The sequence below is a fragment of the Rothia sp. 88186D007BW genome (assembly GCF_053544215.1).
Genome location: NZ_JBPPTR010000009.1, coordinates 15875 through 41097, shown reverse-complemented (window position 1 = coordinate 41097; position 25223 = coordinate 15875). Strand labels below are relative to the sequence as shown.

The window sequence follows — 25223 nt, the reverse complement described above, 5'->3', positions numbered from 1 at the left end:
CCCCACATGAGCGGCGCCTCGGGCGCACTCCCCGTAGCGCACAACGCTTTGTGAAAGGAAACCGCTAATCATGCCTCGCATTCTCGTGCTCGCAGACCTAGGGAAATCTGCGTACCACACCGGCGACGAAGCCACGGGTATCGCCACCGCCGACGAGCTCACCCGCCGCGGCTACGAAGTCTTCATCGCAACCCGCACCATCGAGCACTCCCAAGCCCCCATAGGCACAGCCACCGGGTACATCAAGACTCTCAACGTCCCGGCCCCTCCCGCCGAACGCGAAATCTTCCTAGATCAGGTCAAACAGCACCTGGTCGGCTACCCCGCCAGTGAAGAGATCACCACTTTCGTCCGTCAGGTAGCAGACATGGACGGCATCGTCTTGGCAGGCGGCGGCACCATGAACTCATCAAGCGGGCACCTTCTCTACGAACGCGCCGCCTACGCCCTAGTAGCAAAAACCCACGGGATTCCCCTCATAATCTCTAGCCAGTCAGTAGGGCCGGTGCTCACCGACGCCGACACAAAAATCCTGCACGATATGCTCAGCTGCGCCCAGCTCATCGGCATGCGGGAACGCTCCTCACACGCCTGGGCCTTTAAACGGGCTATCACATCCCACCTCGTGGTGGACGATGCCACTTTCTACCAGCCCCAAGGCCACTCCCTACTCGGGCAACCCACCACCAACCTACCTGAGCGCTACATTTGCGCCACCTTCTCAGGCCTCAACGCAGGGCAAGCCCGGGTCATCGGGCAGCTCCTAGATGACATGCACCGCAACTACGGCCTACACACCGTCTTCCTACCCCACCTGGGAGGCTCCCTCACAGACCAGGGCGATGCGGCTACCCACGCCGAGATTGCCTCACACATGTTCTCTAACCCCACCCAGCTACCGGTCCTCCACGCGGACATGGCCACCCAGGTGCACAGCAAAGCCTTCATCGGCTTCTCCACCCACTACCACCCCGGCGTTTTTTCTCTCTCCGCCGGTGTGCCCTTCATAGCCCTGCTACCTGATGCTCACAGCAACATGTGCATACGCGGCATGATGGAACAGTACGGGGCTGAAAACTACGCCATCCCCCTAGCTCTTCTCAACTCTGAGGCCCCAGCAGCAGCCCTGCACGAGGTTATTCAGCTACGCAACGAACTCTCTGAAAGCCTACGAGCACGAACCAATCAGCTACGCGAATTCTCCGTCAGCTGGTGGGACGCCGTCGCCCACCTGCTCCTCCACCGGGCAGGGAAGCCCGCCCCAGCCGTCCGCGAACTGGGAAGCACCCCCACCATCTTTACTGGCGAATGGAACATTACCAACCTGCTCGTCCGCGACGATATTGCCGAGATCTCTCTTGCCGCCGCCCAGGCCAGCGCAGAAAGTGACCGCGCCCTCTCATGGGACTACCAGCGGCTACTCCAACGTGACCAGGCCCAAAGCCGGGCCGACGAGCTAGAACGCCGCAACGCCGAACTAGCTGATTCTTTGATTGAGGCTGAAGAAAACGCGACCTTACGCGGTTGGGTGCGCCGCAAGATGCGCGGCGAATAACCCCTATGAGGCCACCTGCCTGCGGTGCCCAGCTTTAGGCTCCGGGTGCTGAGAGCAGTCTCAACAAAAGCCGCCCGACCCCGTCCTTTCCAGCAGCGAAAGGAGTACGGGGCCGGGCGGCACACACATTCCCATGGTGTTCCCTCCCCCGCAGAGATACGGGGTGAGGGAAGTTGTTGCGCCCGCCTAGGCGGGCAGCTAGCGGTTTAGCCGAAGCGACCTGAGACGTAGTCTTCGGTCGCCTTCTGGCTGGGGTTGTTGAAGATTTCCTGGGTGGGGGCGTACTCAATGAGCTTGCCGGGCTTGCCAGTGCCTGCAATGTTGAAGAAGGCGGTCTTGTCTGAGACGCGGGCTGCCTGCTGCATATTGTGGGTCACGATAACTACGGTGAAGTTTTCTTTGAGCTCGTTGATGAGGTCTTCAACAGCCAGGGTTGAGATGGGGTCAAGGGCGGAGCAGGGCTCGTCCATGAGGATTACATCGGGCTTGACCGCAATAGAGCGGGCGATGCACAGGCGCTGCTGCTGACCACCGGAGAGGCCGGAGCCCGGCTTGTCCAGGCGGTCCTTGACCTCGTTCCAGAGGTTAGCGCCACGCAGGGATGACTCAACCAGCTCATCTGCCTCGGTTCGGGAGATTTTACGGTTGTTGAGCTTGACGCCAGCCAGCACGTTCTCACGAATTGACATGGTGGGAAAGGGGTTGGGGCGCTGGAAGACCATACCGATCTGTGAGCGGACGACTACAGGGTCAACACCCTTACCGTAGAGGTTTTCACCATCGAGCAGGACCTTACCTTCAACGCGGGCGCCAGGGATTACCTCGTGCATGCGGTTAAGGGTGCGCAGGAAGGTTGACTTACCACAACCGGAGGGGCCGATGAAGGCGGTGACGGTGCGAGGTTCGATTTCCATGGAGATGTCTTCTACTGCGAGGAAGTCGCCGTAGTACACGTTCAGGTTTTCAACGTCGATGCGCTTTGACATGGAGTTTCCTTTTTCTAAAAGTCTTGGTGGCCGGTAGGTGCGCTAGCTGGTGCGCTGTAGGGTTTTATCGGCCGGTCTTGGGAGCGAAGATCTTTGCGACGGTTCGGGCGATAAGGTTGAGCACCATCACGATAATAATGAGGATCAACGCAGCAGCCCAGGCGCGAGTCTCTGAGACGGAGGCGGCAGTGGGGCTGGTGGGCGTCATAATCTGGTAGTAGATGTAGGTGGGCAGGGTGGCCATCCAGCCGTTGAAGGCACTCCAGTTGATGGAGGTGACAAAACCTGCGGTGACCAGAATAGGTGCAGTCTCACCGATGACGCGGGCAATAGCCAGGGTGACACCTGAGGCGATACCCGAGATAGCGGTGGGGATAACAACCTTCATGATGGTGCGCCATTTACGCACACCCAGGGCGTAGGAGGCTTCGCGCAGCTCGTTAGGTACGATACGCAGCATCTCTTCGGCGTTACGCACCACGGTAGGAATCATGAGGACCGACAGGGCGACGGCTGCCACCAGGCCCATACGGGTCATAGGGTTTCCTGATACTAGGGCGAAGAAGGAGGCTGCGAAGAGACCAGCCACAATGGAGGGGATACCTGTCATGACGTCTACGAAGAAGGTGATGGCCTTAGAGAGCCACTTGCCCTGACCGTATTCCACCAGGTAGATGGCGGTGAGCAGGCCGATAGGAACCGAGATGACGGTGGCCAGCAGGGTAATTTCTAGGGTACCGATGATGGCGTGGTAGATACCGCCAAGGATGGGGCCTTCACCTGCGGCTGCGGCATTATCGTGCACACCGGTGACACCCTTCATGGAGGTGCCCAGGAAGTTACCTGATAGGCCGGGAATACCCTTGGCTAGTACCGTGTAGAGCACTGAGACCAGGGGGATGAGGGCCACCAGGAAGGTGCCGTAGACCAGGTAGCGGGCGAAGGCGTCCTGACCCTTGCGTTTACCTTCAAAGGAGGCAACGGCTAGGGGGCCTGCGATAACGAAGATGAGGCCTGTAAAGAGGGCGAAGGTGGCGATGGAGAAGCCAGTGAGTGCGCTCATAGCAGCACCAAGAATCAGGGCTCCTGCGCCAACGGCTAGGGGTAGCCATTTGGGGGCCTGGCGGGTGGCGAAGCGGGATGAGGTGGTAGCTACAGACATTAGTTAGCTCCTGAGAAGTCCTTGTAGCGGGCCACGATCATGCGGGCCATGATGTTGACGATGAGGGTAATCACGAAGAGTACCAGACCAGCTGCGATAAGTTCAGACATGCGCAGGCCGTAGGCTTCGGGGAAGTTGAGGGCGATTTCTGAGGCGAACGTCTGGTTACCGGACTGGATGAGAGAGGCAGTGAGCGGGCCGGAGGCCAGTACCAAGGTCACTGCCATAGTTTCACCCAGGGCACGGCCTAGAGCCAGCATGACTGCTGAGATGATGCCGGTGCGGGCGAAGGGGAAGACGGTCATACGAATCATCTCCCAGCGGGTGGCACCCAGGCCCAGGGCTGCTTCTTCCTGCAAGACGGGGGTCTGGATGAAGATTTCGCGGCACATGGAGGTAATGATGGGCAGAATCATGATGCCCAGGACGATACCTGCGGTCAAGATGGTCTTACCGGTCTGTGAGGCGGGGCCTTCAAAGATGGGGATGAAGCCGAGGTAGGTGGCCAGCCATTCATAGAAGGGCACAATCTTGGGTGCCAGTACTGAGGCGCCCCAGGCACCGAAGATGACGGAGGGGATAGCGGCCAGCAGGTCGATGACGTAGCCGATGCCCTTAGCCAGGTTGCGGGGGGCGTAGTGGGAGATGAAGAGAGCTACACCAATGCCGATGGGCGTTGCCAAGAGTAGGGCGATGGTGGAGGCAATCAGGGTGCCGATGGTCAGCGGAATAATGTACTGGATGAAGCTACCGCTGGGAAGATCTGCTGAATCTGTGGTAAAGACCGGCATGGCCTGGGCGACCAGGAAGATTGCGACAGCTGCCAGGACAATGAGAATGAGGACGCCAGCACCCAGGGAGACACCGGAGAAGATTTTGTCTGCTGCCGGGTTACCAACCTGAGGGAGGTCTTTGTTTTTCGCGCGGACGCTGCTGGTGCCCGACTGCGGTTCTACTGTGGTTGACATGGGAATGTGAAACCTTTGTCGTTTTGACGCGTATCAAGGTGCGACCGGGTGGGTAACCTGGCCGCACCTTGATGAGCGAGGTGTTACTTGGTAACGGTGATGGATTCGATAGCCTTCTGAGCGTCAGCGGTCAGGGCGCTGGTCAGGGGGGCTGAGTGGGCTGCTTCAGCGGCGTCTTTCTGACCCTGTTCTGAAACTACGTAGTTTTCGTAGGCCTTGACCAGGGTGACGTCATCTTCTGATGAGTAGCCGGAGCAGACGATGTGGTAGGAGACCAGGACGACGGGGTAGGCGTCGGCTTCAGTGGGGGTACGGTTAATCTTGATGGCCATATCGTGCTCGTTCATATTGCCTACGCGTTCTGAGAGTTCGACGGTCTTAGCTGAGGCCTCGGGGGAGAGTTCAACGTAGGAGTCGCCAACCTTGACGTTGACCTTGCCCAGGTTGCCGGTGGCTGAGGCGTCTGCGTAGGTGATGGCACCTTCGGTTGATGAGGTGGTGGAGACAACACCTGAGGTGCCCTTGTTGGATTCACCGGCGTACTGGGCGGGCCAGTTGCCATCTGCTTCTACGTCCCAGGCGCCGTTGGATGCGGCAGCCAGGTAGTCGGTGAAGTTCTGGGTGGTACCTGAGTCATCGGAGCGGTGTACTACGGTGATTTTGGTGTCGGGCAGTTCTACGCCGGGGTTCTGCGCGGCGATAGCTGCATCGTTCCAGTTAGTGATTTCGCCCTTGAAGACCTTGGCGATGGTTTCGCCATCTAGGTTCAGTGATGAGATGCCGGGCAGGTTGAATGCTACAGCTACAGGTGAGATGTAGACGGGGATGTTGATTGCGCCACTGTCGCCACAGACTGCCTTGGACTTTTCCCATTCCTCGACCTTGAGGGGGCGGTCTGAGCCAGCGAACTTGGTGCCGCCTGCTAGGAGGGCTTCACGGCCTGCACCGGAGCCATCGGGTGAGTACTGTACGGTGCCGCCCAGGTTAGCGAAGCCGGTTTCCCAAGCAGTGATAGCAGCCTGCTGCGATGAGGCGCCGATGCCAGTGAGGGCGGTGGAGGGCAGGGAAGCCATGTTGTTGCCTGCACCTGAGGAGTTGGCGGTGCCGGTTGCGTTATCTGATCCGCAAGCGGTGAATGCGAGTGCGCCTACAGCTGCAAGTGCGCCCCAACGAGCGAGTGACTTAGCCTTCACAGGTTATTTCCTTTGAGTTTGTGTGCCCTCCCCTGTCTCGTGTGAGACAGCGAGTAGGCGAGGAATGGTGTCTAACGTCTTTGACTTTAGGGGGGTTAGGTAGCAGGTGGGCTAGCAGTGGGTAAACGGCGGGTGAACAGGGGGCACACACTTAGGGGTGAGAACGCCGGTGGGCGGCCCCAGTGGCGGGGCTAGAATGGTGGGTATGGGTTTTGGTCAGCAGGTTAAGAGCATAGAGAAATATGCCCAGGAGCGTAGCCGTAAGGGCTGGCGCCGTATGAAGGATGGGTTTTTTCAGTCTCTTCAGATTGTGGTTTCGGGTATTGGTGCTTATCTTTTTGCGGAGAAGGTGCTGGGGCATACTGAACCGATTTTTGCGGCGACCGCTGCAATTGTGTCTCTAGGGTACATTACGGGGGCGACCCACGCCCGCCGTATCCTTGAGGTTTCTTTCGGTGTGACCTTGGGGATTTTGATGGGCGATACCATGATGCTGATTTTGGGCCGGGGTATTTGGCAGGCGGGGCTGGTGATGTTCTTGTCTATTATGCTGGCTCGTTTTTTGGATAACGGTATTCTTTTTACAATTCAGATGGGCCTGCAGTCTTGCCTGGTGGTGTTATTGCCGCCAAATGTTGATGGAGCTTTTGCCCGTAGTCTCGATGGCATTGTGGGTGGTTTGTGCGCTTTCTTGCTCATGTTTTTCTTCCCGAAGGACCCGCGTCGTACCCCGCGTGAAAATGCTAAAAATTTGATGGGGGCTTTTGCTGCGGTCTTTCATGCTGCCGGTCAGGCCATGGAGCATTATGACGATAAAGAGGCCTGGCAGGCTCTGGACGATGCCCGCCACCTGCAGCCGCTCTATAACGTCTGTGAGAAAGACATTATTACCTCGAAGGGTATGGCCCAGCTAGCGTGGACGGGGCGGGCCCACATGAAGGAGTTGGACCGTTACTCCCAGACCTTAACCAAGATTGACTACGCTATCCGCAACACCCGGGTGCTCAACCGCCGCTTGGCCTCCACTCTTCACAATGTGCAGATTTCCCCGGCAGCTATTACTTCTATCGCCGAGGCGCTGAAAAATATTGGGGATACTGTACAGGTGCTAGGTGAGGGCATGTCGGCTGCTGATGCGGACGTCCGCGCCGAGCAGAAGGTCAAGGCACGCCGGGATTTGGCGCACCTGGCCGGACGTCTTGAGCCGCACATGATGGGTGTGCGAACCTTGGAGGCTGAAGCCCTAGTACTCATGCTCCGCCCCCTGGTGGTGGACCTTTTGGAGGCGTCTGGCCTGACCCACCAGCAGGCAGTGGACATGTTGGTTCCCTTGGGTGATTCGATGACCGAGCACGCCCCTGCCACCACCGCCCTACCCATACATACTGGCCTTAAGGCCAGTGGGCAGCATGAGACGCACCGGCAGCAGGCTGAGCAGAAGCACCGGGACGATACCCGTCAGCTCACCACGGTACTCCGTGCCAAGGATCGCGCCCCGTTGCGGGAGCTTCGCCAGTCCTCTGTGAGGGACCCGCGCAGTATGCCCGCAGTTCCGGCAGCGTCAGTGGACCCTCACAATGAGAGTGCCGCCTGGGTGAAAAAACAGCAGGCTCTTAACACTGCCCAGCTGGAGATCATCGAGAAGAAACTCAACGAGGATAAGACTAGCTAGCCCTGGCCCGGGAAGAGTAGGGCTAGGGCCTCCCCTAGCGAAGCTACTTCACGCACTGACACCCCGGCAGGCACCTCACCCACACCAGCCGGGGAGGCCGGCACAATCACATGGGTAAAGCCCAGGCGCCCCACCTCAGCAATACGCCGGCGGATACCAGGCACAGCGCGCACCTCACCGGCTAGACCAACCTCACCAAAGACCGCCAGTTTACGAGGTAAGGGCTTGTCTTGGGCGGCGGAGGCCAGGGCGATGACGCAGGCCAGGTCAGCAGACGGTTCAGAAATTTTAGCCCCGCCAACGGTTGAGATGTAGCAGTCCAGTTTGCCCACGTTAAAGCCTGCGCGCTTCTGTAAAACAGCTAGTAGCATGGCGATACGAGAGCTATCTAGCCCGCTGGTGGTCCGGCGAGGCTGTGGGGTGGTGCTGGTATCAAGAAGAGTTTGCACCTCTGCCAGCAGGGGGCGGCGCCCCTCCATGGTGACAGTGACGCAGGTGCCCGACACCGGGTGAGGTGTGCGGGAGACAAAAAGCCCAGAGGGGTCAGTGACCGGGGCGATGCCGTCCTCATGCATATCGAAACAGCCCACCTCATCGGTAGGGCCAAAGCGGTTCTTGATAGCCCGCAGCATACGGATAGGGGTGTGCTTATCACCTTCAAACTGGCAGACCACATCAACCAGGTGTTCCAGCAGACGGGGGCCTGCGATAGTGCCTTCCTTGGTCACGTGCCCCACCAGTAGCGTGCACATGTTGCGACGCTTAGCGGCGGCAATAATTGAGGCTGCAACTTCTCTCACCTGGGTGACGCCACCGGCGCTACCCTCAACCTCAGAAGAGGCTAGGGTTTGTACGGAGTCCACAATCAGCAAATCGGGGTTAACCTGCTCAATGTGAGCCAGGGCGGTGCCCAGATCGGTTTCGCTGGTGAGGTAGAGAGTCTCGGCAAGAGCCCCAATACGGTCAGCGCGGAGCTTCACCTGGGCCGCTGACTCTTCACCGGTCACATACAGGACGTTATGGGCTGCACCCGTAGACTCACCACGGGCAAAGGTGGCAGCCACATCAAGAAGTAGAGTGGACTTACCGACACCGGGTTCACCGGCCATCAAAATGACCGCACCAGGCACCAGGCCACCCCCCAAGACACGATCAAATTCTGGGTTGCAGGTGCTCATATATTGCGCCACCGTGGAATCAACCCGACCAATGGGCTGGGCAGGGGTTTGCACACTCGATGCCACGGTAGTTTTAGCGGCAACCGGGCCAACTGCTTCTTCTACAGTGCCCCAGGACTGGCATTCACCGCACCGGCCCACCCATTTAGCGGTGGTCCAGCCGCATTCGGTACAGCGGTAGGCGTTAGCGGAGCGCGAGCGGGGTGTTTTACGGGTAGCCATACCAACAGCATAAGGCCGGTGGCTGACACTTTAAGCACCGCACCCTACTTGCCTCTAGCTGAAGGCTACATAAATCGGCCTAGGAGCGAACTTTCAGCCATACGCGAGAGGGACTCTCGAATCACCCGAGCACGCTGCTCACCAATACCTTCAACAGCCCGCAAATCATCAAGGCTAGCTGCCATCAGCGACTGCAAACCGTCGAAACGATCAACCAGACGGTCAGCAACCGCACCCGGCATAGATTTAATCCCGGCAAGAAGACGGTGCCCGTGCGGGTGCAAGGGGGCATCTAACTCTTCCCCCAGGCCAACGGTGCGGGCAATAGTTAGAGGGTCAACAATTTCCTTATCATCGAGCTGAGTCAACGCATCAACAGCAGCTTGAAGTTCTTCAGGCATGGTATCTATTGGTAGGTAATCGCGCAGCACCAGCCAGGTAGCAGGCAGATTACGGGTGGTGAGTTCTTCAAGCTGAAGAGCAACCAGACGGCCCACGCTCCCTAACTCCACCACATAGTGGCCTGCCTCGACGGTGATCCTACGGACCATCTCCATGCGCTGTAAGGTGCTCGCCACATCACGCAAGGTTACACCAGCTTCAAGTTCGAGATAAGAAAGCTGGTGAAGTACCTGCTCTAGGCGCTCAGTGTAGCTGTCAAGGGTGCGGATAGCCTGGTTAGCGCGGCTCATCAAAGACTGGGTATCTTCAACCGTGTAGCGAATCCCCTCGGTATAGACAGAAATTAGGGACATAGAGGCGCTGACCGCGATCACGGGGAAGCCGGTTTGTTGGGCAACACGCTCTGCGGTGCGGTGGCGGGTGCCTGATTCGTTGGTTTCAATCGACGGGTCAGGTAGGAGCTGAACCCCGGCAGCTAGCAGGGTGGAGGCGTCCTTATCGCAGACGATAGCGCCGTCCATCTTAGCGAGCTCCCGCACCCTAGTGGCCGAGAATTCGGTATTGATAACAAATCCACCCGATGATATCTGCCCTACAGTCTTATCGCTACCCAACACAATCAGCGCACCTGTACGGCCGCGCAGGATGCGCTCTAAGCCCTCACGCAGTTCAGTACCAGGAGCAATCTGGGCGATTGTCTTCAGCAGGGATTCACTATAAACCGTTAGCACACCACCAATTTTAGTGCACCAAAGCCCCAGGACGGCACCGCCCCGGCACGTATATACTGCGGGCCGGGGCGTGTCAAAACGGTCTGGGAGGTTAGAGCTTCCTAGCCGGTAACAACAATACGGACGGGCTTTGAAGGCACACCGTTGACGGTTGCAGTTGCCCAGTAGTGGCCGGGCTTAATAGTAGCTGCACTGTTGCAGCCTAGGGCATTCAGTGAACGGTTCCAGGTCAGGGCAGTAGTGTTGGTAGCTCCGGCTGCAACCTCAGCATCAGCAACGGGGTTGGCGTTGCACTGGGCGTAGTTGTAAACCTGAGCGGGACCGGAAGTAATGTTGACGTCTACGTTGTTAGCGCCACCGGTCACGATGCAGGGGTTACCTGAGGTGTTGGTGTAGGTGACCGCAAGGGCAGGGTTCTGGCCTGCTGCGTAGCTGGTGCGGTCAGCAGTCAGGTTCACCTGGAGGTCTGCGGCAGTGCAGGCAGTTACAAGAGCCTGCTCTGTGGCAGATGCGGACGGAGTGGGTTCAGCTGATTCAGTAGGTTCAGCAGAAACGGTAGCTAGGGTGCTCTCGCTGGGGGTGGGCTCAGCGCTAGGTTCTGCTGATTCGCTGGCGCTTGCAGACTCACTGGGCTGAGCGCTTTCTGAGGGGGCTGCTGATTCAGTGGCACGCTGACTAAAGTCGCTGAAAGCTTCAACGCTAGCGGAGGTACTTGCGGTGGCGGTGGCGGTATCAGTGTTATTACCGCGACCTGCTAACCAGCTGATGAGGCCGATAATGAGAAGCAGGGCAAGGACCAGAACGAGCAGGGCAACAATACGGCGGCGGCGGTAAACCTCGGGCGAGACTTCTTCCACCTGTGAATCAACGTTTTCAGACATACATCTAGAGTACCTTTTTTCTATGCCATCTGCGGAACTTTCTCACCCTATTCGCCCTCATGAAGAGACCTGTTTTAGAGTGTTGGGGTGTCTTTTACTTTGCCGCTGAGCCAGCTCGTTCCGCAAGAGCTCGAGAACCTGCACACCAGAATTAACGGGTGGTACTTAGAGAACCGCCGAGATCTGCCCTGGCGCACCGGGAACAACATCCCCTGGGAGGTGATGATCAGCGAGTTTATGCTCCAGCAGACCCCGGTCAAGCGGGTTCTGCCAGTCTGGGAAACCTGGCTAGAACGCTGGCCCTCACCCGCTGATTTAGCGGCTGAAGAACCGGGTGAGGCTGTGCGCGCCTGGGGCCGACTGGGCTACCCCCGCCGGGCTCTTCGACTTCATGCAGCAGCGCAAGCTATCGTAGAGCGCCACGATGGGCAGGTGCCTGGTAGCTACGAGGACCTGCTGGCTTTACCCGGTGTGGGCTCATATACCGCAGCAGCTATATCTGTGTTTGCCTTCGGAGCTAGAGCCACAGTCATTGACACAAATATCCGCCGGGTGCACGCCCGCCTCATCTCAGGTAAAGCCCTGCCTTCCAAGGCCCTCACAGCAGCCGAGACCCGCCTGGCTGAAGAGCTCATGCCTGCTGACCTGGCGGCGTCCTGCCTCTGGAATGTCTCGGTCATGGAGCTAGGTGCCCTCATCTGCACAGCGAGAACTCCCCGCTGTGAGAGCTGCCCGGTCATGGAATCTTGCGCCTGGGTTGCAGCAGGACGCCCCGACGCTGACTACGTGCCCAAGGGCCAGGCCTGGGCCGGTACAGACCGGCAGCTACGAGGAGCCATGATGGGTGTGCTCCGGGCCGCCCAAGAGCCGGTACCAGTGGAGCTTCTAACCAGTGCAGGGCGGGCAGATATCATCTTCCCCGAAGGGCTGGTTCCTGCCGTGGCTAAGCTACAGGCACTCACTCCCCCACAGGAGCAGATAGAACGCTGCCTCTCAGGGCTCCTAGCGGACGGCCTAGCCCAGCCTGTAGACGGCAACCGTATCAGCCTCTAACTGTCTTTTAGGGCCGCTCAATTTCTAGAATCATTCGGGTATTGCCCAGCGTATTGGGCTTAACCCGGGCAAGATCAAGGAACTCCGCCACGCCCTCATCATGGGACCGTAGAAGCTCCATAAAAGTCTCCGAATCAATCTGGTCCTGATTCTCCATCACCCTAAAGCCCTGCCGCTTAAAGAAATCCACTTCAAAGGTCAGGCAGAATACGCTGGCCACCCCAAGCCGCCGGGCACGCTCCACCAGGGCAGTCACCAGGGTGTGCCCCACTCCCTGCCCCCGCGCTGCTGGGGCGGACGCCAGCGTCCTAATTTCTGCGATATTCTGCCACATAACGTGCAGGGCCCCACAACCGAGCACCTGCCCGGCGGCGTCCTCAACGATAAGGAATTCCTGGATAGCTTCGTAATAGGCTACAGCCTCTTTATCAAGCAAAACCCCTTCAAGGGCGAGAGGGCGCACCAGCCCCTGGATAGCGGGCACATCGTGCACGGTGGCGGGGCGGACGGTCAATTCAGTCATGCTTCAAGGCTACTGCCCGGCTCGCCCAGGGCCAAAGCCAGATAAGAGACACCGGCGCTTACACCATAGAACTTAAAATAAATCAGCCCCCGAACACCAATATCGGTGCGGGAGCTGATTTATATCATTACACACACATACACACAAGAGTCTTCTTGTCCTAAAGCAACCCACCAAATTTGGTGTTTTGTCGCTTCAGAGGCTCTGTCGAACCGTATGACTTAAGTATGGCAAGCCAGCCTTAGGCGCAAGCCTTAAAGAGCTGGGTACAAGCTGAAAACTTGGTCAAGCTTTGGTTACATCTTCGCCAACTCATCACAGCAGCATCACAAACAGTAGATTATGACTCCTCAGCCGCACAGACTCCATCACAGAATGCGTAGACCATCCTTTCACGCTCATCGAATAGCTCCTTAGTCTCCCGCAAGTTCACACTCTCCATATATTCACAAGATGTGAACAAAATATATTTGTGAACAAAAAGCCGCCTGGGGCGTCCTTGTCAGGGCACCCCAGGCGGCATAACTTCAAAGAAGCAGCTTAGCGCTTGTCAGCTTCTTCGGCCTCAACACGCTGTTCAGCATTCTCGTTGGCGACCTCAGCTTCGGGGATAGCGGGAAGTTCCTTCTCGTCCTTACCGAAAGCCTTATCGAACGATTCAGCATCCAGCTCGCCCAAGGGGGCAGAGGAGAAAGTGAACTTAGCCAGGTCTCCCTCGCCCTCAACGTCCACAGTGATCTTCTCACCGGACTTAATCTCACCGAAGAGGATCTTCTCAGAGAGCGGGTCCTCCAGGTTGCGCTGCATCTCCCGGCGCAGCGGGCGGGCACCCATAGAGGGGTCATAGCCCTTAGCTGCCATGAGAGCCTTGGCCTTATCGGTCAGCTCAATCGACATATCCTGCTCGGCCAGGCGCTTAGCCAGGCGGGCAACAAAGAGGTCAACAATCTGCAAAATCTCAGACTCAGAAAGCTGGGGGAAGACGATGATGTCATCCACACGGTTTAGGAACTCGGGGCGGAAGTGCTCCTTCAAAGACTCCATCACCCGGCCCTGCATACGCTCGTAAGAACCCTGCTCATCGCCCACCTGCTGGAAGCCCACAGGTACACGGCGAGCCATTTCGCGCGAGCCCAGGTTGGTGGTCATGATAATGACGGTGTTCTTGAAGTCCACCACGCGGCCCTGGGAGTCGGTCAAGCGTCCATCTTCCAGAATCTGCAGCAGAGAGTTGAAGAGATCAGCGTGAGCCTTTTCAACCTCGTCAAAGAGCACCACAGAGAAAGGTTTACGGCGTACCTTCTCAGTCAGCTGGCCACCCTCCTCGTAGCCCACATAGCCGGGAGGGGCACCGAAGAGACGAGAAACGGTGTGCTTCTCCTGGTACTCCGACATATCCAGAGTGATAAGGGCGTCCTCATCACCAAAGAGGAACTCAGCCAAGGCCTTAGCCAGCTCAGTCTTACCCACACCAGTGGGGCCAGCAAAGATGAAAGAACCACCGGGGCGCTTGGGGTCCTTAAGACCGGCACGGGTACGGCGAATTGAACGAGAGAGAGCCTTAATAGCGTTCTCCTGGCCAATGACGCGCTTGTGTAACTCCTCCTCCATCTTGAGCAGACGGCCAGATTCTTCCTCAGTAATCTTGTAGACCGGAACACCGGTAGAGAAGGCCAGGACGTCAGCAATAACCTCAGGGGTTACCTCACCAAAAGCGTCACCGGCATTCCGCCACTGCTTCTCAGCCTCGTCCTTCTCAGCAACCAGCTTCTGCTCCTTATCGCGCAGGTTAGCTGCCTTCTCGAACTCGTTAGCTGCAATGGCTTCTTCCTTCTCGCCCTTGAGCTTAGCGATGCGCTCTTCAAGCACCTTGATTTCAGGCGGGGCGGTCATACGCTTAATACGCAGGCGGGCACCTGCCTCGTCAACCAGGTCAACAGCCTTATCGGGCAGGAAGCGATCAGAGATGTAACGGTGGGCCAGGTTAACGGCGGTTTCCAAGGCCTCATCTGAGATGGTCACACGGTGGTGAGCCTCGTACTTATCGCGCAGACCCTTGAGGATTTCAACAGCCAATTCAGGGCTCGGCTCATCCACCTGGATAGGTTGGAATCGACGCTCCAGGGCCGGGTCCTTTTCAATGTTCTTGCGGTACTCATCGAGAGTAGTCGCACCAATGGTCTGCAGTTCGCCGCGGGCCAGCATGGGCTTGAGAATGGAGGCCGCGTCGATAGCGCCCTCAGCGGCACCAGCACCCACCAGGGTGTGAATCTCATCGATGAAAAGGATGATGTCACCGCGGTTGCGGATTTCCTTCAGCACCTTCTTCATGCGCTCTTCAAAGTCACCGCGGTAGCGTGAACCTGCCACCATGGAACCCAAGTCCAGGGTGTAGAGGTGCTTGTCCTTGAGGGTTTCAGGTACGTCCCCGTACACAATCGCCTGAGCCAAACCTTCAGCCACAGCGGTCTTACCCACACCGGGCTCGCCAATCAGCACAGGGTTGTTCTTGGTACGGCGAGAGAGCACCTGCATAACGCGTTCCATCTCCTTATGGCGACCAATCACAGGGTCAAGCTTGCCCTCACGCGCCGCAGCGGTGAGGTTACGGCCGAACTGGTCAAGAATGGCAGAGCCAGCAGGGGTGCCCTCACGGGAGTTACCCGCACCAACACCGGCGGTTTCCTTGCCGCCTTCACCGTTGTTATTACCGGGGTAGCCGGAGATCAAATCCATGACGGTCTGGCGTACCTTAGCAGGCTCAGCGCCCAGCTTGGTCAAAATCTGGTTTCCCACGCCCTCATTCGTCCGCACCATACCCAGCAGAATGTGCTCAGTGCCAATGTAGCCGTGGTTCAGCTGAATAGCCTCACGCATGGACAGTTCAAGAACCTTCTTAGCGCGCGGGGTAAAAGGAATATGACCGCTGGAGGCCTGAGGGCCAGAACCGATAATGTCCTGCACCTGCTCACGCACGCCGGTGAGATTAACACCGAGGGACTCAAGAGCGCGCGCTGCGATACCTTCGCCCTCATGAATCAGACCGAGCAAAACGTGTTCGGTGCCGATGTAGTTGTGGTTCAGCATGCGTGCTTCTTCTTGGGCAAGCACGATGACGCGTCGGGCGCGGTCGGTAAACCGTTCAAACATTGAACACTCCTTGGAAACTTACTATTACCCAAAAGATTACGCGCGTTTCTAAGCCTGCGTGGCCCTGTTCGCCACGGAATGAATGGTGTTCGCAGCAAGGGAAACCCCCAGCCCAAGAGTAGCTATTTCTTCTCTTCATGCACCGTATCTGCCACCTATAAACAATGAGGGCGGAACCCGCTCAGCGAGTTCCGCCCTCATAAGAGACAAGAAACGTATTTATTTGCTTTCTTTGCTCATAGCCTTGTAGTAGGCGTCCTGAATGTGCTGCTGGATACGACCGCGGCTAGAAACCTCATGACCGTTTTCCTGCGCCCACTTACGGATTGCAGCAATTTCGGGGTTGCGCTTAACGGTAGTGCGTGAACCAGCAGGACGGCCGGAAGTACGCTGGGCACCCTGAGCGCGACGAGCCTTAGAAACAAAAGGACGAAGAGCGTCACGTAAACGAGCAGCATTAGCGCTTGAAAGATCAATTTCAAACTGGCCGCCATCTAGACCGAAACGCACGGTTTCTTCTGCGGGGCCGCCGTCGATGTCGTCTTCAAGAATAATCTTGACCTTCTGAGCCATTATTTTTCTCCTTGGAATGAGGGTGTTTAGGGAATATGCACTCAAACGTGTTTCGAGCAGGGAAAGACATATAAGAGGATAATCCGCCTCTACCCTTTTCTGTGGGGCACGTAATCGAGTGAGTCACCCTGGATGACTAAAATAAATAGTACATATTATTTTCGCAAAAGGGAAATAAATCACTCTTTAGAGGACAAGAAGAGTTTTATTTAGTTTCTGACGAACCAAAAGGGTCACGGGTTCCTTCCGAGTTTTTCACAGAACAATACCAGGCTTCAGCGTCCTTCTCAGTTTCCTGCCGTGCAGCGCGTTCCGCACGGTCAGCACGGTTCATCCAACGCAAAATAAAATAAAGTACCAAGCCCGCGCCAATTGAGGGAACCAAACCAATCAGAAATTCCATCTCACCTTTACCTTTCCAGAGTTTATGCTTTCTCCAATCTACCCCAGATAACCCACATAAGAGCCCCTATATAGCCCACATTAAATTGCAGAGAAAAGCCCGCCTGGCACACTGCCAGGCGGGCTAGATAAGGTAAGGACGTCTTACTCAGCTTCAGGCTTCATCAGCGGGAAGAGAATAGTTTCGCGAATACCTACACCAGTAAAGAGCATGATCAGACGGTCAATACCCAGGCCCAGGCCACCCATGGGAGGCGCACCATATTCGAGGGCACGTAGGAAGTCCTCATCTAGCTGCATTGCTTCATCATCACCACCGGCAGCCAGCTTAGACTGCTCAGTCAGGCGCTCACGCTGAATAACGGGGTCAATCAGCTCAGAGAAGGCAGTGCCTCGCTCCATACCGCCGATAATGAGATCCCAAGCCTCAATGAGGTTAGCTTCAGAGCGGTGCTGGCGGGCCAGAGGCTGCGCAGAAGGCGGGTAGTTGTAGACAAAAGTGGGGTTAATGAGGGTGGGCTCAACAATTTCCCCAAAGAGCTCCACGACCAGCTTCTCAGCGTCCCACTTGGGGTCAAAAGCAACCTCGTGCTGCTGCGCAATAGCGCGTAATTCTTCTACGGTGGTGGCAGGGGTAATCTCAACACCCACCGCCTCAGAAAGACCAGGGTAAACACCCAGCCACTTCCACTCACCACTCAGGTCAATGGTGCCAGCCTCAGTTTCAATCTGATGCACACCCACAGCGTCAGCGCAGGCCATAATGATTTCCTGCATACGCTTAGCCATAACAAACTGGTCAGCATAGGCCTCGTAGCATTCCAGGGTGGTGAATTCGGGGCTGTGCGTAGAATCTACGCCCTCGTTGCGGAAAACACGGCCAATCTCATAGACGCGTTCCAGGCCGCCCACCTCGGCACGCTTGAGGAAAAGCTCAGTAGCGATACGCAAGGTCATGGGCTGGTCAAAAGCGTTCAGGTGGGTTTCAAAGGGGCGGGCTGCCGCGCCACCGTGAATGAGCTGCAAGATGGGGGTTTCTAGCTCAATGTAACCGTGATTGTTCAGCACGTTGCGTACCGTCTGGGTAATCTTGGCGCGCTTAATGACCAGATCGCGGGCCTCATCGCGCACCATCAAATCAAGGTAGCGCTGGCGCACGCGGGTCTCTTCGTTCAGGTCAGAGTGCAGGTTGGGCATGGGGCGCAGAGCCTTAGAAACCATCTGCCACTGTTCCACCATGATGGAAAGCTCCCCACGGCGAGAAGAAATAACCTCGCCCTTAACAAAGACGTGGTCGCCCAAATCAACCAGGGCCTTCCAGTCGGCCAGGGCCTCTTCACCTGCACCGGCCAAAGAAATCATGGCCTGGATACGGGTACCGTTGCCCTGCTGGAGGGAGGCAAAGCAGAGCTTACCGGTGTTACGGACGAACACCACGCGGCCAGCTACACCAACGATATCGCCGGTGGTCTGGTCTGCTTCGAGCTGACCGTCATACTTTTCACGGATTTCGGTGATGGTGTGAGTGACGGGGACGCCTACCGGGTAGGCTTCACGCCCAGATTCAAGGAGCTTGGTTCGCTTCTCTAAGCGAATCTGCATCTGCTCGGAGACGCCGTGGTCAGAGGCGGGGGTTGCAGCGGGGGTCTTGCCCTGTTCAGTCAATGATGTGCCTATTCTTAGGTCGGGTGTAGAGGTCTTAGTTGATTTCCATGTTATCGATGAGGCGGTTAGAACCAACGTAGGCTGCAGCGAGCGCTAGCACACGTGCTTGGTCACTTTGGGGGGCTTCGAAGGTCTCGGCATCGACAATTTCTAGGTAGTCCAGGCGTACCCCGTCGGTGGTGTCGATGGTGGTGCGGGCCTGGGCGATATCTTCGGCGCTTAGGCTGCCGGTAATGTATTTTTCGCGCAGGGTTGCTAGGGTTCGGGAGAGCACTAGGCCTGCTTCACGTTCTTCGGCTTTCAGGTGCTGGTTGCGGGATGAGAGGGCTAGCCCGTCGTCTGCGCGTACGGTGGGGACGGGTTTGATGATTACATCGTGGTTGAAGTCTTTGACCATGCGCTGGATTAAAGCTACCTGTTGGGCGTCCTTTTTCCCGAAGTAGGCTTTGAGGGTGTGCTCCCCTACCAGGGGTTTGAGGATGTTGAAGAACTTGTTGATGACGGTGAGCACCCCGTCGAAGTGGCCGGGGCGGGTTTTACCTTCAAAGAGGTTCCCTAGTTTGCCTGAGATGACGGTGATTTTGGGGTTGCCGTCGGGGTACATTTCTTCGAGGGTGGGGGCGAAGATGATGTCTGCGCCTGCTTCGGTCGCTAGGGCGGTGTCTGCTTCAAGGGTGCGCGGGTAGTTATCGTAGTCTTCGTTGGGGCCAAATTGTAGGGGGTTGACGAAGATGGAGAGCACTACTACATCGTTTTGTTCGCGGGCACGGCGAATTAAAGCGGCGTGCCCTTCGTGGAGGGCTCCCATGCTGGCAACATAGCCTACGGTGAGGGGTTTGGCTGTGGTGGAGGTTTCGCCGGTGGCTCGACGGCGACTGGCGGCGGTGAGGGCCAGGAGCATTTCGTTGCCGAGCTCGGTGATGGTGTGTGCGATAGGGGTTTGACTCGTCACGGTGGTGAGGGGTCCTTTCGTGTTTTGCGCCCTCCCAGTTTACCCGGCCAGGGCTTGAAGCACAGCATGGTAGCTCTCATCGGTGAGGGCTCCGCGGCTGTGGGCGCGCTGGGCGGTGGCGCGGGCTAGTGCCAGGTAGGCGGTTTTGATGTCGTCCGCGTTTTCTTCTAGTGCGTAGCTGGCTAGGGTTTGGGCGTGGGCGGCTACGGTGTGGGCGTCTGCGCGGGCGATGGGGCCGGTTAGGGCGCTGTCGGCGTTGGCTAGGGCGTTATCGAGGGAGGCTCTGAGGAGGGGTTCAAGGTAGCGGGCTGGGTTTTCAATGCCGATGGAGGTCAGGATTTGCAGAGCCTGGCCGGTGGTGGTGATCAGGTGGCTAGAGGCGTGTGAGAGGGCTGCGTGGTACAGGGGCCTGTCGCCTTCGGCTATGAGGACGGGCTCTGCCCCCATTTCAACGACTAGGGCTTGGGCTATGGGGGTGAAGGGAGCTGGGCCGGTGACGCCAAAGCTAGTGTTTGTCAGGCGGGTCAGGTCTAGGGAGAGGCCGGTGAAGGTCATGGCCGGGTGGATGGCCAGGCCGATAGCTCCTTGGGCGGTGGCTGGGGCTAGGATTGTGGTTCCGTGGAGCCCGGAGGTGTGAATCAGGATTTGGCCCGGCCGCCAGCGGTCAGTTTGGGCGATGCCTTTGACCAGGTCGGCTAGGGCATCATCGGGCACGGCTAGGAGTACCACCTCGCTGGTGGTAATAATCTCGGGAATGGTCGAGATGGGGACGCCCGGCAGTAGGGCTTCGGCGCGGGTGCGGGAGGCTTCTGAGACGGCGTGGACGCCGGTAATCAGGTGGCCGGCGGCGCGCAGGGCTGCACCGAGTACGGCCCCTACCTTACCGGCTGAGATGACACCGATGCCCAGGCGGGCGGGCTTGAGGTGATGGGTGCTCTGCATGGGGCCCTTTCTGTCTGCGTCCTGCCTGCTAGTTTACCGGTCCCTCTAAAGCCCTATTCTTTCTCTCTTCACCCTAGAGATTATCTCGGGGTAAAGAGAGAAAGAATGGGGTGAAGCAGGTGCTCGGTTCTAAACAGACGCTCCTGGATTTGCCCCAGCGTCCGCAGATTCCGTTGCCAGTACAACTCCCATCTGGGCCAGGCGGACGGTCAGAGCGCGGGCGACCTCGGCGTCCGCATTATGCACGGAGGTGGACAGGGTTCCCCCAGCAATCCGCAAGGAGAGGTGGGCCAGCCCAGCCCGCTTCTGCAAGGGACCCTGGGACAGCTCAAAGCTCTGCACCTTACGGTGGGGCACAAAAGACAGGCGGCGCACCCAGCGGCCGGCGCGAACCAGCAAAAGCAAGGGAGTTACCGCAAAACCGTTACGGCGGTAGGTCCACCAATCAAAGAAACGAGCACTCCGGGGAGAAACAGTAAACCCGCAATCAGCGCCCGACCCGTTCAAACCCGCATGGAGCTGATCAGGTGAAACACCACCGTCCTGCTGGGCAGGAAGAACCAGGGGCAGCACCCGAAAAACATCATCAAGAGTGCCTACCGGCAGCAGCTCCCCAGCGAACTCACCCTGCTCAGCGCCCTTACCCAACAAGGTCACCTCAACCCGGTACCAGCCGGCCATACGCCACAGTAGCGGCTGCACCACCTCAATACGCTGAATACGCCCCTCAGGTAGGGTCTGGGTGGTGGTATCGGTAAAACCAAACCGGGTTTTCAAACCGTCCGGGCTGGTAGACAGTGAAAAGTTGAAACCAGTATTAAAACGCTTCCAGGCACTAGAGACGAGAGCCAAAATAATCGCCACATTCGACGCAAAGAGAGCCCCCAGGGATAGGCCTTCACCCCACAGGAGGCTAAAACCGCCAACAGCCAGCAAAAAGAGCAAACCTACGATCCGGCCTGCACTCAGCACCATCGACCCGAGAAGCCTGCCCACCGGAACCTTAACAACCAGCTGCTCACCGGCGTCCTTAACTCCCAGAAAATTCTCGCTCAAGTGATTGCCCAAGCGCCCAGCCATATCACGGTGGGCAGGCTGCTCAACCGGGGCGGACGCCGCAGCCGAAGAATCTGCCTTCTCAGCTTTAAGGGTACGCACCTGGCCCAGGAGCTGCTCGCGTAGGGCGCGGGCATCGGCGTACTTGAGGAACTGCACCCGCAGGGCAGAAGAATCGCCGTCTGCCACGTCGAATTTAAGCTCTGCCAGGCCCAGCAGGCGAGCCATCAGGGGGCGGTTGACGTCGATAGACTGCACGCGGTCCAGCCGGGCCTTGCGCTCGGTTTTGAAGAGCATGCCGCTCTTGATATAGACGTTGTGGTTATCGACCGCAAACCGGTAAAAGAACCAGGTTGAGAGGAAGGGCAGCAGCAAGAGCAGGAAGAAGACGGCCAGCACTCCCAGGAACCAGAAGCCCCCGAAGATGCTCGTCCAGGAGAGGAAGATGGTGTCTGGCGGGCCGCTCTGCCCGAGTTCGCGCAGGTCAAGGGGCTCTTCCCCGGTGAAGAGGTCGTCGACCAGGTTGTTAGCAATGGTATAGACGAACACGACGATAATCAGCCAGGCCCTCACCAGGGGTGAGAGCGGGTGGGCACGACGCCAGGTGAGGGCGGCTTCTTCGTGGGCGGTGATATCGGTGGAAACCGCCGGGGATTCTGAGGTGGGTACCTGTTCGCTCATTTAGAGGCCTGCCATTCTGGCGTCCGACAGGTCGGTGAGAACCTCGCGCAGCTGGTCAGCATCGCTCTTGGCCAGGCCCGGAATGGTGATGCTGTTGGCCGCGGTTTTTACCTCGACGCTGGCCAGTGAGAGCGCATTTTCGAGCGGCCCAGAGGACACATCGACGTACTGGATTCGCCCGTAGGGCACAGCGGTGAGCGAACGGAAGAGCAGGCCGGAGCGCTTGAGCAGGTGGTCAGCGCGTTCACTGTAGCCGATAGCCTGCACCCGACGCTTGACCAGTATTAGCACCCACAGTCGCCAGATGAGTACCAGGGCAGGTAGGCCCCAGTAGGCCCAGGGTGCCCAGTTCCAGCTCTCCACCACAAGCGTCATGATAAGCGGTAGGGACGCCACTCCCAGCAGAATAAGGGACCAGATGAGAGAGGTGATGAGCTTAACCCGAACGTACTTGGGTGAGACCCGCTTCCAGCTGACCTCGGGCAAATCTATGGTCTGCTTGCCCAGGCCATCAAGGTCGAGCGGGGGCAGGGTAGGTGTAAATTGCGGCTCGTTCATGGTGCTCTCTCGTTACGTATACATGTCAGGGTGTGGTCTACACCATTATGGCACGAAGGTGAGAAAGCTAAACCTGACGCTACCTTAGGACGAGGCGTCCGGCTTAGTACGGGCCAGGGGGTCGGTCTGCGGGCTGACCCCGCCGACCCCACCACCGGCGTCCTCATCCCCCGGAGGCACCTTGCACCAGTTCTCGGCGACGATACCGGCAACCAGCATCACCAGGCCGCCAGCGAGGGCAAGCAGGCTCTCGATGAGGGGTTGGGCGGTAGCACGGGCGGACGCCAGCCCCACCTGGTAGACCACAATCGCTACCTGCCAGCCACCGACCAGGGCGCCGGTGAGGGCCAGGGCCTGGGCGAAGACAGCAACCCGGGCGGCCATGAGGGGGTTCATGGAACCGGCGTTCTTACGGGTCTCAACCCGGCTATACCGGTAGACCTGCCGGGCAAAGTAGAGGGCCAGACCTGCCAGGATGAGGGCAGCAACCAGGGTGAGAGCGGGCAGGGACAGCTCGGGGCCGCCTGACTGAACGCTCAGGAGGTTGAGGACCGCCCCGCTTGCAACACCTACACCCGCTAAGAGGGCAAGAGCCCGGCTTCGCAGTTTCACGCGCAGACCACCGGTGCGGGGTGGAACTCGCGGATGCCACCGGCGTCCGCTGCGTCATCTGCCAGCTGGCGTACCGATGAGCCGAGGAGCAGGGCTGAGGGGTCCATGCGGGCCCAGGGCTCCAGCACAAAGGCGCGTTCAGCGGCGCGCGGGTGGGGCAGGGTGAGGTCGGGGTCGTCCATCTCAAGTGAGGCGATATCGATGATGTCGATATCCAGGGTACGCGGGCCCCAGCGGACGTCGCGGGTGCGGTGGTGCTTCTGCTCAATCTGCTGGGTGTATTCCAGTAGCAGGAAGGGGCGAAGGCTGGTCTCAATCTCAACCACCATGTTGGCGTAGTCGGGCTGGCCGGCAGGGCCGCCCACGGGAGCTGTGATAGCGATGGGGGAAATCTTGGTCACCGCGATTTTTTCGTGGGAGCAGATATCAACAATCGCCTTAATCAAGGTCTCTTTGCTGTCCCCCAGATTAGAGCCCAGGGCAAGAATTGCTTTAACCGTCATGTTTCTCCCTAAAAATCGTCACCGACACATCGGCGAAAGTTACCTCGATAGGGGCCTGAGGCTTATGCACGGTCAGCTCAACCGCCAGCAGGGGGAACTTCTCAAGCACAGCGGTAGCGATACGCTCAGCCAGGGTTTCAATGAGGTCCAGGGATTCACCAGTGACGATTTCGCGGATGACCTCAGCTACTTCGGCGTAGTTGACGGTGTGCGCCACATCGTCGGTGGCAGCGGCCCGGGTAAAGTCGGTGAACATGGTGATATCGACGAAGAAGGGCTGGCCGGTCTGCTTTTCAGAGTCGAGCACCCCGTGGTAGCCCACGCTACCCACACCTGTGAGCGTTATGCGGTCAGCGCGCGAGTAGTCTCGCGTATCTGCCGATGAGCTGTGATCGTGCATGGTCACCTTTCACCGAGTCTGGTCACCGGTGGCAGTTCAGAGTTGAAGCGCCGGTGCTTTGTAGCCATTATCCACGCAGCGGGGGCAACCGTTAGTGACCGTTATGTGTGCCCTTCGACATGCCTAAAGATAGTCTCACCCGGGTATTTGCTGGGAAGGATAGTACTTAAGCGGGTCTAAAGCACCACCTCTAAAGCGCTTAAAGTCACAAAGACATTTTCATTTATGACGCTTCTGTTTCATGGCTACCTGCGCCACCTAGTTTGAGAGAGCGGACGCTCGCCGCCAGGCTGCGCGCACGGCCAGGGCATCGGCGGTCGCCTGCACATTATGGACGCGCACGGCCCAGGCTCCTGCCTCAGCTGCCATCACCGAAAGGGCTGCGCTGGCAACATCCCGTTCAGTAGCCGGGCGCTCAGTAACCTGCTCTGCCGGCAGGCCGGAGGCTGCGGCGTCCTGCTCCTGTAAAAGCCGGGCGATAAAGCGTTTGCGGGAACCAGCCACCAGCACCCGGTGCCCCTCGTCGGCCAGGGTCTGCAGGCCCGCCAGAATCTGCCAGTTTTGTTCCCCCTGCTTAGCAAAGCCGGGGCCGGGGTCAAGAATAATCTGCTCGGGTGCCACTCCCCCGGCAAGCAGTCGCTCGCGCAGGGTAAAGAGCTCGCTAAAGACCTCACCGGCAACATCGGTGTAGACGGCCTGGGAGTCCATGGTGATGGAGGTACCGCGCGAGTGCATGAGAATGTAGGGCACGCCCAGCTCAGCAACAGTCTCAATCATGTCTTCGCGCAGGCTCATGCCGGCAACGTCGTTGATGATGTGGGCTCCAGCTGCCACGGCGGCGCGGGCGGTTTCGGGGTTGAGGGTATCAACCGACATGACGATATTTTCAGTAGCTAAAGCTTCTATGACGGGCAGGACGCGGCGCTGTTCCTCAGCCAGGTCAACGCGGGTAGCCCCGGGGCGGGTTGATTCGCCGCCCACATCAATAATGTCTGCCCCCTGGGCAACCAGGGTCTTGGCGTGTGCAACTGCCGTGGCGGCGTCCGCGTGCAAGCCACCGTCGAAGAAGGAGTCGGGGGTGACGTTGAGAATCCCCATGATCAGGGTGCGGTCAGTGGGCAGGTTGGCGAAGGAACCGTGGGCGTGAGGAAGGGTCATGCACCCAGGCTAGCACCCGCTTACCTGCTCGCCTGAGCTAAGGGG

At 58.2% G+C, this 25223-nt stretch carries 23 protein-coding genes; 3 read left to right on the top strand and 20 right to left on the bottom strand.

Annotated features, from left to right (window positions below; genetic code table 11):
* Positions 1-70 precede the first annotated feature (70 nt).
* The gene (locus tag ACEE09_RS06390) at positions 71-1555 is read left to right on the top strand and encodes a polysaccharide pyruvyl transferase family protein (RefSeq protein ID WP_449083121.1); all 1485 of its coding nucleotides are present in this window, start codon (positions 71-73) and stop codon (positions 1553-1555) included.
* A gap of 206 nt (positions 1556-1761) precedes the next feature.
* On the opposite strand, the gene pstB is transcribed toward ACEE09_RS06390, so the two are convergent.
* The 4 genes from pstB to pstS form a co-directional block, all read right to left on the bottom strand.
* The gene (pstB, locus tag ACEE09_RS06385; protein ID WP_449083119.1) at positions 1762-2541 is read right to left on the bottom strand and encodes a phosphate ABC transporter ATP-binding protein PstB; all 780 of its coding nucleotides are present in this window, start codon (positions 2539-2541) and stop codon (positions 1762-1764) included.
* 64 nt (positions 2542-2605) lie between these two features.
* Entirely contained in the window at positions 2606-3703 is a 1098-nt protein-coding gene (gene pstA / locus ACEE09_RS06380) for a phosphate ABC transporter permease PstA (RefSeq protein WP_449083117.1), read from the bottom strand.
* Positions 3703-4671 carry a phosphate ABC transporter permease subunit PstC gene (gene pstC / locus ACEE09_RS06375; protein ID WP_449083116.1) on the bottom strand — a complete coding sequence of 323 codons (969 nt, stop codon included), beginning with the start codon at positions 4669-4671 and terminating at the stop codon, positions 3703-3705. The genes pstA and pstC overlap by 1 nt, the downstream gene beginning before the upstream one ends.
* Before the next feature lie 83 nt (positions 4672-4754).
* Positions 4755-5864: a phosphate ABC transporter substrate-binding protein PstS gene (pstS, locus tag ACEE09_RS06370; protein WP_449083114.1), complete on the bottom strand. Its 1110-nt coding sequence runs from the start codon at positions 5862-5864 to the stop codon at positions 4755-4757.
* Between the two features lie 205 nt (positions 5865-6069).
* Here pstS and ACEE09_RS06365 point away from each other — a divergent pair, with 205 nt between their 5' ends.
* Positions 6070-7536 (top strand): FUSC family protein, encoded by a 1467-nt coding sequence (locus ACEE09_RS06365; RefSeq protein WP_449083112.1) that lies wholly within the window; start codon positions 6070-6072, stop codon positions 7534-7536.
* Here the strand turns inward: ACEE09_RS06365 and radA are convergent.
* The 3 genes from radA to ACEE09_RS06350 form a co-directional block, all read right to left on the bottom strand.
* Entirely contained in the window at positions 7533-8936 is a 1404-nt protein-coding gene (gene radA, locus ACEE09_RS06360) for a DNA repair protein RadA (RefSeq protein ID WP_449083110.1), read from the bottom strand. The genes ACEE09_RS06365 and radA overlap by 4 nt on opposite strands.
* Positions 8937-9001: 65 nt before the next feature.
* Positions 9002-10069 carry a DNA integrity scanning diadenylate cyclase DisA gene (disA, locus tag ACEE09_RS06355; protein WP_449083108.1) on the bottom strand — a complete coding sequence of 356 codons (1068 nt, stop codon included), beginning with the start codon at positions 10067-10069 and terminating at the stop codon, positions 9002-9004.
* A 101-nt stretch (positions 10070-10170) separates the two neighbouring features.
* Positions 10171-10950 carry a hypothetical protein gene (locus tag ACEE09_RS06350; RefSeq protein ID WP_449083107.1) on the bottom strand — a complete coding sequence of 260 codons (780 nt, stop codon included), beginning with the start codon at positions 10948-10950 and terminating at the stop codon, positions 10171-10173.
* A gap of 87 nt (positions 10951-11037) precedes the next feature.
* On the opposite strand from ACEE09_RS06350, the gene ACEE09_RS06345 reads away from it, so the two are divergent.
* Positions 11038-12003 (top strand): A/G-specific adenine glycosylase, encoded by a 966-nt coding sequence (locus ACEE09_RS06345; RefSeq protein WP_449083105.1) that lies wholly within the window; start codon positions 11038-11040, stop codon positions 12001-12003.
* A 7-nt stretch (positions 12004-12010) separates the two neighbouring features.
* Here the strand turns inward: ACEE09_RS06345 and ACEE09_RS06340 are convergent, their stop codons facing one another.
* The 13 genes from ACEE09_RS06340 to folP all read right to left on the bottom strand — a co-directional run bounded on the left by ACEE09_RS06340 (position 12011) and on the right by folP (position 25178).
* Positions 12011-12526, bottom strand: coding sequence for an amino-acid N-acetyltransferase (locus tag ACEE09_RS06340; RefSeq protein WP_449083103.1), 516 nt, complete (start codon positions 12524-12526; stop codon positions 12011-12013).
* A gap of 540 nt (positions 12527-13066) precedes the next feature.
* Positions 13067-15676, bottom strand: coding sequence for an ATP-dependent Clp protease ATP-binding subunit (locus ACEE09_RS06335; RefSeq protein WP_449083101.1), 2610 nt, complete (start codon positions 15674-15676; stop codon positions 13067-13069).
* Positions 15677-15895: 219 nt separating this feature from the next.
* On the bottom strand, positions 15896-16249 hold the full coding sequence (locus tag ACEE09_RS06330; RefSeq protein ID WP_449083099.1) for a histone-like nucleoid-structuring protein Lsr2: 354 nt from the start codon (positions 16247-16249) through the stop codon (positions 15896-15898).
* Between the two features lie 205 nt (positions 16250-16454).
* A complete protein-coding gene (locus ACEE09_RS06325) occupies positions 16455-16652 on the bottom strand; it encodes a hypothetical protein (RefSeq protein WP_449083098.1) in 198 nt (65 codons plus the stop codon).
* A 143-nt stretch (positions 16653-16795) separates the two neighbouring features.
* Positions 16796-18253 carry a lysine--tRNA ligase gene (gene lysS, locus ACEE09_RS06320; RefSeq protein WP_449083246.1) on the bottom strand — a complete coding sequence of 486 codons (1458 nt, stop codon included), beginning with the start codon at positions 18251-18253 and terminating at the stop codon, positions 16796-16798.
* A 97-nt stretch (positions 18254-18350) separates the two neighbouring features.
* Positions 18351-19217: a pantoate--beta-alanine ligase gene (gene panC / locus ACEE09_RS06315; RefSeq protein WP_449083244.1), complete on the bottom strand. Its 867-nt coding sequence runs from the start codon at positions 19215-19217 to the stop codon at positions 18351-18353.
* 90 nt (positions 19218-19307) lie between these two features.
* On the bottom strand, positions 19308-20210 hold the full coding sequence (locus ACEE09_RS06310) for a Rossmann-like and DUF2520 domain-containing protein (RefSeq protein WP_449083096.1): 903 nt from the start codon (positions 20208-20210) through the stop codon (positions 19308-19310).
* A 129-nt stretch (positions 20211-20339) separates the two neighbouring features.
* Positions 20340-21947, bottom strand: a complete 1608-nt coding sequence (locus ACEE09_RS06305) for a PH domain-containing protein (RefSeq protein ID WP_449083094.1) — start codon at positions 21945-21947, stop codon at positions 20340-20342.
* Complete coding sequence (locus ACEE09_RS06300; protein WP_449083093.1) at positions 21948-22505, bottom strand: PH domain-containing protein; 558 nt, start codon at positions 22503-22505, stop codon at positions 21948-21950.
* An 84-nt stretch (positions 22506-22589) separates the two neighbouring features.
* On the bottom strand, positions 22590-23117 hold the full coding sequence (locus tag ACEE09_RS06295) for a DUF3180 domain-containing protein (protein ID WP_449083091.1): 528 nt from the start codon (positions 23115-23117) through the stop codon (positions 22590-22592).
* Positions 23114-23620: a 2-amino-4-hydroxy-6-hydroxymethyldihydropteridine diphosphokinase gene (folK, locus tag ACEE09_RS06290; protein WP_449083089.1), complete on the bottom strand. Its 507-nt coding sequence runs from the start codon at positions 23618-23620 to the stop codon at positions 23114-23116. Before folK ends, ACEE09_RS06295 begins: the two co-directional genes overlap by 4 nt.
* Positions 23610-24020, bottom strand: coding sequence for a dihydroneopterin aldolase (gene folB, locus ACEE09_RS06285; RefSeq protein ID WP_449083087.1), 411 nt, complete (start codon positions 24018-24020; stop codon positions 23610-23612). The genes folK and folB overlap by 11 nt, the downstream gene beginning before the upstream one ends.
* Positions 24021-24278: 258 nt before the next feature.
* Complete coding sequence (folP, locus tag ACEE09_RS06280; RefSeq protein WP_449083085.1) at positions 24279-25178, bottom strand: dihydropteroate synthase; 900 nt, start codon at positions 25176-25178, stop codon at positions 24279-24281.
* Between the last annotated feature and the right edge of the window lie 45 nt (positions 25179-25223).

Excerpts from the sequence above, each read along its gene's own strand:
- ACEE09_RS06340 (WP_449083103.1), bottom strand. The coding sequence starts at position 12,526 with ATGACTGAATTGACCGTCCGCCCCGCCACCGTGCACGATGTGCCCGCT.
- pstC (WP_449083116.1), bottom strand. The coding sequence starts at position 4,671 with ATGTCAACCACAGTAGAACCGCAGTCGGGCACCAGCAGCGTCCGCGCG.
- folB (WP_449083087.1), bottom strand. The coding sequence starts at position 24,020 with ATGCACGATCACAGCTCATCGGCAGATACGCGAGACTACTCGCGCGCT.
- ACEE09_RS06305 (WP_449083094.1), bottom strand. The coding sequence starts at position 21,947 with ATGAGCGAACAGGTACCCACCTCAGAATCCCCGGCGGTTTCCACCGAT.
- panC (WP_449083244.1), bottom strand. The coding sequence starts at position 19,217 with ATGCTCCTGGCCCTCACCGCCGCCAGTCGCCGTCGAGCCACCGGCGAA.
- pstA (WP_449083117.1), bottom strand. The coding sequence starts at position 3,703 with ATGTCTGTAGCTACCACCTCATCCCGCTTCGCCACCCGCCAGGCCCCC.
- radA (WP_449083110.1), bottom strand. The coding sequence starts at position 8,936 with ATGGCTACCCGTAAAACACCCCGCTCGCGCTCCGCTAACGCCTACCGC.
- lysS (WP_449083246.1), bottom strand. The coding sequence starts at position 18,253 with ATGCAGATTCGCTTAGAGAAGCGAACCAAGCTCCTTGAATCTGGGCGT.
- ACEE09_RS06310 (WP_449083096.1), bottom strand. The coding sequence starts at position 20,210 with ATGCAGAGCACCCATCACCTCAAGCCCGCCCGCCTGGGCATCGGTGTC.
- folP (WP_449083085.1), bottom strand. The coding sequence starts at position 25,178 with ATGACCCTTCCTCACGCCCACGGTTCCTTCGCCAACCTGCCCACTGAC.
- pstB (WP_449083119.1), bottom strand. The coding sequence starts at position 2,541 with ATGTCAAAGCGCATCGACGTTGAAAACCTGAACGTGTACTACGGCGAC.
- folK (WP_449083089.1), bottom strand. The coding sequence starts at position 23,620 with ATGACGGTTAAAGCAATTCTTGCCCTGGGCTCTAATCTGGGGGACAGC.
- ACEE09_RS06300 (WP_449083093.1), bottom strand. The coding sequence starts at position 22,505 with ATGAACGAGCCGCAATTTACACCTACCCTGCCCCCGCTCGACCTTGAT.
- ACEE09_RS06330 (WP_449083099.1), bottom strand. The coding sequence starts at position 16,249 with ATGGCTCAGAAGGTCAAGATTATTCTTGAAGACGACATCGACGGCGGC.
- ACEE09_RS06390 (WP_449083121.1), top strand. The coding sequence starts at position 71 with ATGCCTCGCATTCTCGTGCTCGCAGACCTAGGGAAATCTGCGTACCAC.
- ACEE09_RS06325 (WP_449083098.1), bottom strand. The coding sequence starts at position 16,652 with ATGGAATTTCTGATTGGTTTGGTTCCCTCAATTGGCGCGGGCTTGGTA.
- ACEE09_RS06350 (WP_449083107.1), bottom strand. The coding sequence starts at position 10,950 with ATGTCTGAAAACGTTGATTCACAGGTGGAAGAAGTCTCGCCCGAGGTT.
- ACEE09_RS06365 (WP_449083112.1), top strand. The coding sequence starts at position 6,070 with ATGGGTTTTGGTCAGCAGGTTAAGAGCATAGAGAAATATGCCCAGGAG.
- ACEE09_RS06335 (WP_449083101.1), bottom strand. The coding sequence starts at position 15,676 with ATGTTTGAACGGTTTACCGACCGCGCCCGACGCGTCATCGTGCTTGCC.